At 41.0% G+C, this 11,201-nt stretch carries 9 protein-coding genes; 5 read left to right on the top strand and 4 right to left on the bottom strand.

The features are described from left to right. Window positions 1-76: 76 nt before the first annotated feature. Window positions 77-1,291 (bottom strand): RNA-guided endonuclease TnpB family protein, encoded by a 1,215-nt coding sequence (locus tag F6K46_RS18190; protein WP_293059590.1) that lies wholly within the window; start codon window positions 1,289-1,291, stop codon window positions 77-79. Window positions 1,292-1,838: 547 nt separating this feature from the next. On the opposite strand from F6K46_RS18190, the gene F6K46_RS18185 reads away from it, so the two are divergent. The 3 genes from F6K46_RS18185 (at window position 1,839) to F6K46_RS18175 (ending at window position 4,476) form a co-directional block, all read left to right on the top strand. Then, the gene (locus F6K46_RS18185) at window positions 1,839-1,997 is read left to right on the top strand and encodes a hypothetical protein (protein ID WP_158069629.1); all 159 of its coding nucleotides are present in this window, start codon (window positions 1,839-1,841) and stop codon (window positions 1,995-1,997) included. 185 nt (window positions 1,998-2,182) lie between these two features. Then, window positions 2,183-3,340, top strand: coding sequence for a cupin domain-containing protein (locus tag F6K46_RS18180; RefSeq protein WP_293059588.1), 1,158 nt, complete (start codon window positions 2,183-2,185; stop codon window positions 3,338-3,340). 134 nt (window positions 3,341-3,474) lie between these two features. Then, complete coding sequence (locus F6K46_RS18175) at window positions 3,475-4,476, top strand: sucrase ferredoxin (protein ID WP_293059585.1); 1,002 nt, start codon at window positions 3,475-3,477, stop codon at window positions 4,474-4,476. Window positions 4,477-4,619: 143 nt separating this feature from the next. Here F6K46_RS18175 and F6K46_RS18170 read toward each other — a convergent pair whose 3' ends face one another. Both F6K46_RS18170 and F6K46_RS18165 read right to left on the bottom strand, forming a co-directional pair. Then, window positions 4,620-5,054 (bottom strand): GNAT family N-acetyltransferase, encoded by a 435-nt coding sequence (locus F6K46_RS18170; RefSeq protein WP_293059582.1) that lies wholly within the window; start codon window positions 5,052-5,054, stop codon window positions 4,620-4,622. Window positions 5,055-5,089: 35 nt separating this feature from the next. Beyond that, a complete protein-coding gene (locus F6K46_RS18165; protein WP_293059579.1) occupies window positions 5,090-5,944 on the bottom strand; it encodes an alpha/beta hydrolase in 855 nt (284 codons plus the stop codon). A 403-nt stretch (window positions 5,945-6,347) separates the two neighbouring features. On the opposite strand from F6K46_RS18165, the gene F6K46_RS18160 reads away from it, so the two are divergent. Continuing rightward, window positions 6,348-6,761, top strand: coding sequence for a thioesterase family protein (locus F6K46_RS18160; protein ID WP_293117212.1), 414 nt, complete (start codon window positions 6,348-6,350; stop codon window positions 6,759-6,761). A gap of 269 nt (window positions 6,762-7,030) precedes the next feature. Here F6K46_RS18160 and F6K46_RS18155 read toward each other — a convergent pair whose 3' ends face one another. Then, window positions 7,031-7,231, bottom strand: coding sequence for a hypothetical protein (locus F6K46_RS18155; RefSeq protein ID WP_293059573.1), 201 nt, complete (start codon window positions 7,229-7,231; stop codon window positions 7,031-7,033). A gap of 531 nt (window positions 7,232-7,762) precedes the next feature. Here F6K46_RS18155 and F6K46_RS18150 point away from each other — a divergent pair. Then, window positions 7,763-11,200: a CHAT domain-containing tetratricopeptide repeat protein gene (locus tag F6K46_RS18150; RefSeq protein WP_293117209.1), complete on the top strand. Its 3,438-nt coding sequence runs from the start codon at window positions 7,763-7,765 to the stop codon at window positions 11,198-11,200. The last annotated feature ends 1 nt before the right edge of the window (window position 11,201 follow it).

The raw sequence follows: 11,201 nt of genomic DNA, 5'->3' as shown, positions 1-11,201 counted from the left end.
GTCACTCGGATTTCACGAGGGTTGGTCTTTCACCAACATGGTTATCAAGTTATCAAGGTTCTTTTTTACCTTGTGGTCAATCCTCCAAGACCCTTATTGGGTCAAGTTTCTGACCAACGAGTCGCACTAGATCTCCCGAAGCGTTCGGATCTATGATCCAGGTTCCGGTGTGCCCCACCGTACCCAAGGCTCTTTTAAGAATGTTTATTGCAGCGTTGTGGTCTCTATCTAACTCACATCCACACTTACAGATATGGGTTCTAGTAGACAAAGACTTTTTGACCACCTCACCGCATTCAGAACAATTTTGGCTTGTATAGGCAGGATTCACCGCAACGGTGACTCTGCTAAACTTTTTGCCAAAGTGTTCTAACCATTTCCTAAATTGATACCAACCTGCGTCATTAATAGATTTAGCTAGACAATGGTTTTTAACCAGGTTTTTAACCCTCAAGTCTTCATAGGCTACCAGATCGTTAGATTCGGCGAAGCCGACGCTACGCGAACGGACTACGCAACGTGCAAGTCTCTTTGCATGTTCTTCACGCTGCCTACTTATTTTGAGGTGCTGTCTACCTAATCTATTAATGGCTTTCTTTCGGTTAGATGAGCCTTTCTTTTTACGAGAAACTCGACGTTGATAAAACTTTAATCGCTTTTCCCCTTTTCTATAGAAGCGGGGATTGGGTTCTCGATGACCATTAGAATCAGTGTAGAAGTCTTTTAGTCCTACATCTAGTCCAATAGTTGTTCTAGATGGCTCTAGATCTTCTTTTATATCTACTGATACGCAGAACTGAACATAGTACCCATCAGCTCTTTTGACTATGCGAACTCGCTTAATTTGCTTCTTATCGAAGCGCCACAAGTCCCAAGTGCCTTTGAGCTTTAGCTTCCCAATCCCTTTTTTATCGCTGAAGGTGATTGATTTTTGATCAGGAGATAACTTCCATCCTGACTGCTTATACTCAACCGACCTACAGCGTTTATGGAAACGAGGATAGCCCTTTTTGCCAGAGACTTTCTTTTTACAGTTCTCAAAGAAGCGAGATATTGATGACCATGCTCTCTCAGCCGCAGCTTGGCGAGCAGTAGAGTTTAATTTATTTGCAAACGGGAATTCTTTAGCTAGTATCTTAGAGTACTTACTAAGATCATATTTTCCTATCCCTTTGTTATCCATCCATAGACGTATGCAGCTATTACGAATAAATTTGACTGTCCGAATAGCCTCATCTATAGCTTGATACTGAGAAAACTTCCCGTATGCTTTAAACTCTAATATGATCATCAGAATTCGACCTCTTCTGTTACATTTTTATCTTAACGTATTTAGCGTAAACTGTCACAAGTCATCTTTTCTCACGGCGACTAAAGTCGCTATGGGCTTTCATCCCCGGTTTAAAAACGCGGGGCTTTCAGCCTAGGGAGTTCCGTAAGCATATGCGCTACGCGAACAGCCTTTATGTAAAGCATTAGGCTGTTCGGATAGGGTGAGCCTTTGGCTGACGGCTGACAGCTCACGAGTGCTTATTCTCTATAGTCAACTTCACTATCTAGAGTTAATTGATAATAATTATTGCTAAATTAACCAGCTCAAGCCTTGCTATAGCAAGATTGAGCACTACATCACATTGATTTAACATCTCTAAGGCTAACTCTTAGATTATAGGCTTAGGATAGGTTTAGTAAAATTTATCAAAAGTTATTCTCAACTATTGACTGCTGCGTTGCCTTTGAGTTACAGTCTATGAAATATACCCGATCACTGACCTTTTCGAGGCATAGCCGAAAAGTTAAGCAGCAAAAGGGTGATCTACACTAGTTGGAGACAAAGTATGTTAGAGCAAATCAAAGAATTAACTGCTGAAAAGCGCACTGTTAGCAAAATTCAAGTCGAAATCAAGGAAATCGTTCCGAATAATCCCCGTAAGACTACTGAATCTTGCCTAAATACTGACGCTGACGGTGGTGATCTTAGAAGCGAGGAATCCTGAGACTATCTGAGCTTCTTAGGTAGCTATTGCTTATGAGCCTAGAATTGTTTGCAATAATTTAGTTGCTAATAGTTTTGGCTAAATCCGAGCTTGTATCAGAAATTAGAGAAATTTTCTCAATTAGTTTCTGGTGCAAGCTAGTTGCTTAGTATAAATTTTTTGTTGCTAATCTTTATCAAATAGTTATGTCGGTGCTCGCAAAAATCCTCAAGCCTTATAGTGAGCAGAAATTCCTAGAATACCATTGGACGAGTAAAGCAGTATTTATCCCAAGTGAGGACGAAAGGAAGTTTGCTGATCTATTTTCTTGGCAAAAACTCACCAATCTCCTGAATTTCCATCAATTCAAGTATCCGGAGCTGCGCTTAGCCTTAGATGGCAAAGTTTTGGAGGAAAAGGAAAACGCCAATCTAATCAAGTGGTGCCAGTCAGGGGCAACTCTAATCATCGACAAGGTACATAAACTAGTACCCGAAATTACTAACTTCACCTCAGAAGTTAGACAAGATTTAGGCTATAGTGCTCAAGTCAATTCCTATTGTTCATGGCCCAGTAAACAGGGATTTTCGTGTCACTACGATACTCACGAAGTCTTTATCTTGCAAATAGAGGGAAACAAGGAATGGTACGTATTTAGCGATACTCTAAAATACCCCTTGACTGAGCAAAAATCAGCCTCTGAAACACCTCCGGAAGGGGAGCCTTACTTGAAGTGTACCCTTACCCCTGGTGATGTGTTGTATATACCCCGTGGACATTGGCACTATGCTGTTGCTCTAGATCAACCGTCACTACATTTAACCCTAGGCATTCATTGCCAGACTGGTGTGGATTTTTTAGACTGGTTGGTTAGTGAGTTACGGGAGAATGAAGCCTGGCGTAAAAGTTTGCCACTGCGGTTCGATGCTGCTCCCTTAGATCCGTCGATTGATAACTTAATCCAAAATTTAAAACAATACGTTAGTAACAGTGATATCCAGGAACAATATAACTGTTATCTTGATGGCTTAGTCAAGCCACTAGCTAGATACTCTCTACCTGCGCAAGCAGGATTTAATATATTTCCCAATGGTGTAGAGACTAGGTTTAGGAATCCCAAATTTAAACGCCTCAAAATTTCACAACTGCCAGATGACAATGGCTACCAAATTATCGTTTCAGGTAAAGAAATCGCTTTGAGAGGAGTAACTGAATCCTTGGTGGAAAATTTATTCACCAGAGAGACGTTTACCGGTAGTGATGTCATGACATGGTTACCAGATTTCGATTGGGAGGTTGATGTCGCTCCTCTTTTAACCCACTTAGTTACTGAAGGAATTATTTTTGTTGACTCCAGAGTATAGCGCTACGCGCAAGGCAAGAGGCAAGAGGCAAGAGGCAAAAGTTCACTAAAAAAGCGTTTCAGCAATACGTAGTGCTATATAATTAATAATTTTTTTTCTAGTTAAAAAAAAATGATAGTTAAGGATAAAAACCCATGAACACTTTTTTTTGTGCTGACCATTCACAGCAGTTAGCCGAAGATATTATCGGTAGTGGCACTAATTACCAAGTGTATGTTTTAGTAGAATGCCGCCAACCGTGGCTGTCTAATGCCATGGATTCTAAGTATATTCCAGAGAATCTTAGGAGTTTGGTGGATGAGGTGAAGCACCGTAAGCTGCCAGTAAGATTCCTGCTGATTGCTAATAATAAAACCCTAAAAGCCGATCAGACTAAGCTTTTGATTTATAGTCACAACGGTGAAGCCAGGTTAAAAGGGTACAGCAAGCTAGAGTTTGATGTGACTAATCTTGGTGAGGTAGCTGGGATTGTCAAACAATTCTTAGCTGGAGAAACGCCAAACTGTGTAACACAAGACAGTGACACTAGAGACATTTTAGTTTGCACCCACGGTAGCCATGATGTGTGTTGCGCCAGGTATGGTAATCCTTTTTACTGCAAAGCCTTAGCTACTGTTAATGAGTTATCCTTAACCAATGTCAGACTCTGGAAAGCTAGCCACTTTGGTGGTCATCGGTTTGCTCCCACTGCGATTGATTTCCCAGATGGAAGATACTACGGTGTTTTAGATCAAGATTCATTTAAATCAATTTTAATCCGTAGTGGTGATCTTGAATGCTTCAATCGAGTTTATCGAGGTTGGGGAATTCTACCGACTAAAATTCAGGTATTGGAAAGGGAACTTATCCTCCGCTACGGATGGAATTGGTTTAAGCATAAAGTTGGTGGTTCAATTATTAAGGAAGATGCGAATCAGGATTCTATTCAAGCTGAGATCAGCTTTCAAAAACCTAATGGCTTGATTTACCATTGTCGTGCTGAATTGATTAAAGATGAAAGTAAGACATTGCAGCTGAAAGGGTCTTGTGGTGCTCAGAAAGAGTCAGTGTTTGTTAAATATACTATCAAGAATCTCTGCCTTTACTCGGAATTGCTGGAAATTCTTCCAGTTTATCAACCGCAGATGGCAAGCTAATATCAAGTCTGGTTGAATACCCATAATTAAAAAGAGGGTGGGAGGTGTGGGGAGATGGGGAGATAGGGAGATAGGGAGATGGGGAGATGGGGAGATGGGGAGATGGGGACTTACTCCCTGTTGCCTATTCCCTGTTCCCTTTGCTAGATATTAAGGTACATAAATTGGTGGCTGATGCCAACATAATCAAATGGCTCACCGTCAGGTATAAAACCAAGGCGACTATAAAAACCTAGGGCATTAATTCTAGTCATTACTCTCAAAGCTTTGAGATTCTTTGCTTTGGCTTTTTCAATTAATGTTTCGATCAGTTTAGTTCCGATGCCTTGGTGACGAAATTCAGGTAATAGTCCAACGTAGGCAATAGTGCCCAATCCGGGAGACAATTCTCTTAATCTTGCTGAACCAATTACCTGATTATTACAGATAGCAACGAGATGAAAAGCACTACTTTCGTACTGGTCTTGTTCTGTTCCTTTCTCCATACATAAGGGTTTTCTGAAGACAAGCCACCGCTGGTGGTACATATCCTCTAAATCTTGTTTATTCTTAACAGGACGCACTTCAATATTTGTCATTATGCTTAACCATATTTAGAATTAAGAATTAAGAATTAATTCTGACAGACAACTTGCGGATTATTGGTAATCCAGTTGTCGATATCTTTTAACACCTGATCCGGGATTTCCCAAGGAAACAAGTGAGCCGTATTGTCATAGCATTGCCATTGGCTATCCTTGAGATGTTTAGCGGTTTCTCGACTGGATGCTGCGGCAATATGGCGATCAGCAGCTCCTGCTAAGACTAGGGAGGGACATTCAATCTGGTTTAAGTCTGGCAAACGGTTATACCCAGCCCTAATGGCAGCGTTGAGTGCTTGTGTAGCGGCTTGGGAGGTCTGTAAATAGGCTGATATGGCGTGCTTGGCAATATACTCGTAGGTGCTGCTTGTGTGTTGTTGGATCAGATACCGAAAAAGCGATCGCTTACCAAAGGTGTCAATATTCCACTGCCATCCTGGTTGTAACCAATTTAAGACACCAGCGATGCCGGTATAGAGATTATCCTGCCAACTAATGGGGGGATGATTACCCCAAGGTCTAGCGGCTGTGGCGATTAAAATTAAACCGGTGACTCTCTGAGGTAGCGTCAGAGCAAGCTCCATTGCCAAAATTCCCCCTAAAGACCAACCTAGTATCAAACAGCGGTCAATTTTGTAATAGTCGAGCAGGGATTCTAAGTCAATCAGGTGGTCGGTCATCTGAAAATTCCGATCAGCTGGACTTTTACCATATCCTCGCAAATCAGGGCTGATAGTCCAGAACCTCTGGGATAGATGTTGGGTAAAAACCGAAAGGCACTGACTTGAGGCTGGATGACCGTGAAGGCAGAGAATTGGGAATCCTGACCCCTGGAGGTCAGTGTTGAGATATACTGCTGCTTGGTAATTTTTTTTAATCCCATTCATGTTAATATCATGTGCGGTTGAACAATTATAAATAGTAGGTAATAGGGAACAGGGAACAGGGAACAGGGAACAGGGAACAGGGAACAGGGCATCAGAAGAGAGATTACCTCCCAGAAGGAAGCTAGTTTTTTTGATAACTGATTATATGAACATGATATAATTGTTAATTCCTAATTTACCACTGATATCAAGATATCAAGATATAGCAATTCTATCTCCCATCAGGTACAAAGAGATCCCCCTAAATCCCCCTTAACAAGGGGGACTTTGAGGCTCATAAGCCTACCTCATAAATGCAATAAACGCTATATCAAGTCTAGTTAATCACTTATCAAATAGTTCTGGGATTTTTGGTAATGGGTAAAGCGACTAACTATCTTTCCCAATCATAAAGTAAAATACTATGGTTTCTTTTACTTATAATCGCACTGTTCGGTTTTCAGATACGGATGCGGCTGGTGTGGTGTATTTTGCTAATGTTTTATCTATCTGCCATGAAGCTTATGAAGCCTCTCTAGATGCATCGGGCATTAATCTCAAGTCCTTTTTCACTAAGCCCGCTGTGGCAATTCCGATTGTTCATGCCAGTGTAGATTTTTTGCGTCCTATGTTTTGTGGGGATCCACTGCTGATTCAGGTGATGCCTGAGCAGTTGAGTGAAAGTAAGTTTGAAATTGCTTATCAGGTTGTTACAGCTTCGTCATCGCAACAGTTACTGGCCAAGGCAATTACAAAGCACGTTTGTATTAATGCAATAACTAGAACTAAAATTCCCTTACCTGAGGAAATAGTGCAATGGCTAGGGAGTAGGGAGTAGGGAGTAGGGAGTAGGGAGTAGGGAGTAGGGAGTAGGGAGTAGTGTGGGGAGATGGGGAGATGGGGAGATGGGGAGATGGGGAGATTTTTATTAAGGGTAATTATCCTGACATGATATTACAAAAAAAATAGCCGTAGAAATACTATCTACGGCTAGCGAGTTCAACTTTTGATTTATGTCAGAAAAATACCCGAAACTTTCGGATGTGATCCTATGCTATCAGACCAAACCCAAGGCCAGGGGGGAAACCCCCCCAGAAATTTAAAGTGTTATGGCAACAACCAATACTTGGTCATGGTAGTTATCACTTCACCCGGCACTTCAGTAGGCTCCAGAGGAGTCCACTCGGCAATCTCCGCATAGCCCAGGGAATAAAACATTTGCATACTATAAATTACTGATTGACGAGGACCTTTGAGAGTGTGCTGAGTCGGTTGTTTTTTGAAGTTGCGAGTAAATTGTTCTGACATCTTTCAAAAGTTGAACTTGCATTTACAATTATTATTGTAATGATTATAGTTTTATTTGTCAAGGATTTTAAAAAGCTTTTATAAAATTAAAAATTAAAAATTAAAAATTAAAAATTATAAATTCTGAATTCAGAATTTATAATTGAGTATTGCCTATTGACTCTTACCTCTTGCCTATTGCCTATTGCCTATTGCCTTTTGCCTCTTACCATGAGAGAAAAAGGTACTCGTTTCTCAGTAACTAGTAATTGTCAGTGAGAAATGGATACTAGTTAACCAGAAACGGGTACCCGTTTGTTATACACCAGTACTGGTTAACGAGAAACGAGTACTGGTATGTGAGCAACGCCTACCCGTTTGTTATACACCAGTACTGGTATGTCAGAAACGAGTACTGCTTTGCGAAAAACTAGTACTCGTTTGCGGTTAATGGATACTCGTGTGTTAAATATTTATACAGCACTACCCACTTCTGACTTCTGACTTCTTAAGAAACGCTATAATGTTTCAATAACTATTGTAGAGCAGTTGATGGCAATGGCTGACAATACATCTGATGCCCAACTTGACTTTCTATTACAGGTACTACAAGCAACCCGAGACAGTGAGGGTGACGCGCAGGTACTTTACCCATTACTGGCAGCAAATACAGACAAACTGGATGATAGATTAGCAGAACTATTGCGGGCTTGGGCAACAATTAAGCTGGCGGAAGTGGAAGCAGATGAAGCGGAATACTTAGCATTAGTGATTCTCCTTTTCAGTAATCTAATTCAGCAATTTACTTTGGATAATAAAGCCAGCAATATTGACATTATGATCACTGGCTATGAAGTCGCACTAACTGTTTTAACCCGTGAAGCATTTCCCGAAAATTGGGCAATGACACAAAATCATCTCGGTCTTGCTTACTATGACCGAATCAAAGGGGAGAAATTACAGAATATAGAAGAAGCGATCTCTTGTTACCAACAGGCTCTAACAGTCAGAACCTTTGAGGCTTTTCCCCAAGCTTGGGCAACGACAAAAACTAATCTCGGTATTGCTTACCGTAACAGAATAAAAGGGGAAAAAGCACAGAATATAGAAGAAGCTATCGCTTGTTACCAACAGGCTCTAACAGTCAGAACCTTTGAGGCTTTTCCTATTGATTGGGCATTGACACAATATAATCTCGGTATTGCTTACAATGAGCGAATCAAAGGTGAGAAAGCACAGAATATAGAAGAGGCCATCGCTTGTTACCAACAGGCTCTAACAGTCAGAACCTTTGAGGCTTTTCCTATTGATTGGGCAAGGACAAAAACTAATCTCGGTAATGCTTACATTGACCGAATCAAAGGTCAGAAAGCACAGAATATGGAAGAGGCCATCGCTTGTTATAAACAGGCTCTAACAGTCAGAACCTTTGAGGCTTTTCCTATTGAATGGGCAGAGACACAATATAATATCGGTATTGCTTACTCTGACCGAATAAAAGGGGAAAAAGCACAGAATATAGAAGAAGCGTTCGCTTGTTACCAAGAAGCTCTTAGAGTATTAACCTTTGAGGCTTTTCCTATTGCTTGGGCAGCGATACAAACTAATCTCGGTATTGCTTACTCTGACCGAATAAAAGGGGAAAAAGCACAGAATATAGAAGAAGCTATCGCTTGTTACCAACAGGCTCTTAGAGTTTATACCTTTGAGGCTTTTCCTGTTGAGTGGGCAAGGACAAAAACTAATCTCGGTAATGCTTACAACAACCGAATAAAAGGGGAGAAAGCACAGAATATAGAAGAAGCTATCGCTTGTTACCAACAGGCTCTTAGAGTATTAACCTTTGAGGCTTTTCCTATTGAGTGGGCATTGACACAAACTAATCTCGGTGCTGCTTACTGTAACCGAATCAAAGGGGAGAAACTAGAGAATATAGAAGAAGCTATCGCTTGTTACCAACAGGCTTTTATAGTTTATACCTTTGAGGCTTTTCCTGTTGAGTGGGCAAGGACAAAAACTAATCTCGGTGCTGCTTACAATGATCGAATTAAAGGGGAGAAAGCACAGAATATAGAAGAGGCTATCGCTAGTTACCAACAGGCTCTCATAGTTTATACCTTTGAGGCATGCCCTATTGAGTGTGCAACGACAAAAACTAATATTGGTATTGCTTACAATGAGCGAATCAAAGGGGAGAAAGCACAGAATATAGAAGAGGCTATCGCTTGTTACCAACAGGCTCTTAGAGTTTATACCTTTGAGGCATTTCCTATTGAGTATATAGATACTAAAAATAACCTTGGTTTTGCTTACCGAGATGCTCAAAATTTCCCGGAAGCTTACCAGGCTTTTGATGCTGCCATTAAAACAGTGGAATTCCTGCGAGATGAAATTATTTCTGGTTCTGGAGAAGAAGAATATAAGACTAAATTAGCTGAAAAGCACCACCGAAGCTATCGAGGTATGGTAGAAACTTGCCTAGACTTAAGTAATATCACAGAAGCCATTGAATATGTTGAACGGAGCAAAACCCGCAATTTAGTTGAAGAGATTCTCCGCCGTGACTTGAAAACCATCTTTCCCCCAGAAGTTGCCACTCTACTAGAACAATACAGGGATGAAATAGCCATAGGTCAGGATAAAACCCAACAGGGCAAAGCTGAACATCCAAAAGTCTTAGCACAACGTCTTCAAGAATTGCGACAACAGCGCAATGATTTACAAGACCACTATTTACCTATCGGTTATAGCTTTAAATTTGAGCAATTTCAAAACAATTTAGATGACAACACTGCTATTGTAGAATTTTATATTACACGGAATAAGCTGCTCACGTTCATCTTTACCCGCCAAACTAAACAGGCCATAGTTTGGCAATCTGAGCCACAAAACTTAGATAAATTGCTAACTTGGAAAAATGAGTATTTACAAGATTACAAAGCTTATCAAATCAATAAAGATAATTGGCAAAACAACCTGAGTAACCGCCTACATGAGCTAGCTGATATTCTATCCATTGATGACATTATTCAGCAAATACCCCCAGAGTGCGATCGCTTAATTTTAATCCCCCATCAGTTTTTACATTTGTTCCCCCTTCATGCTTTACCGATTACCAGTCAGCAGGGAGAAGATAAATCTGAAATTATAATGGAACAGTTTCCAGCAGGGGTAAGTTACGCTCCTAGCTGTCAACTACTGCAACTTGCCAAAACCAGAAAACGCCCAGAAGATTTTACCCACCTGTTTGCGGTTCAAAACCCCAGTGCTGATTTAGTTTACACTACTATCGAAGTAGAAGTAATCAAAGGCTACTTCAATCCACCACCAGATACAGAAGTTCTTGTAGAAAAGGCTGCCACCAAAGCCGCCATCGATAGCAAAGCTCTCAACACATTCCACTGTACCCATTTTAGCTGTCACGGTTACTTTAATTACCAAGAACCACGGAAATCAGCTCTAATTCTGGCCAATGCCCACAAACCGACCTCTGCTGAGCCCAATCCCGAGCGCTATTTACGGGTAAGTGAAGAGGAAGTATTTGACCTAAAGAAGTGTCTGACTATCGATGAAGTCTTTGGCCTACAATTAGAACAATGTCGCCTGGTTACTCTTTCCGCTTGTGAAACGGGATTGATTTACACCAACATCAGCGATGAATACATTGGTTTACCCAGTGCTTTCCTAGTGGCCGGAAGTCCAGCGGTAGTTAGTAGCTTGTGGATGGTAAACGATTTATCGACAGCGTTGTTGATGATTAAATTTTATCAGAATCTGCGAGAGCAGATGGCTTTAGGAGTTGCCCTTAATCAAGCCCAATTCTGGCTGCGGGATAGCACCCAGTCTCAGTTGCTAGCCTGGAGTAGGCAGTTACCCCTAGACAACTCTTTGATGGAAAAGATTGAAACAGAACTGGATTGGTTTAAACCCCATGAGCAACCCTTCCAAAACCCCTACTATTGGGCAGCATTCTGTGTAATTGGAGAGTAAA

Source organism: Moorena sp. SIO3E8 (assembly GCF_010692445.1).
GTDB classification, from domain to species: Bacteria; Cyanobacteriota; Cyanobacteriia; order Cyanobacteriales; family Coleofasciculaceae; genus Moorena; species Moorena bouillonii.
Note: the sequence above shows the minus strand (reverse complement) of the source record. Positions and strands in the feature narration are given on the sequence as shown.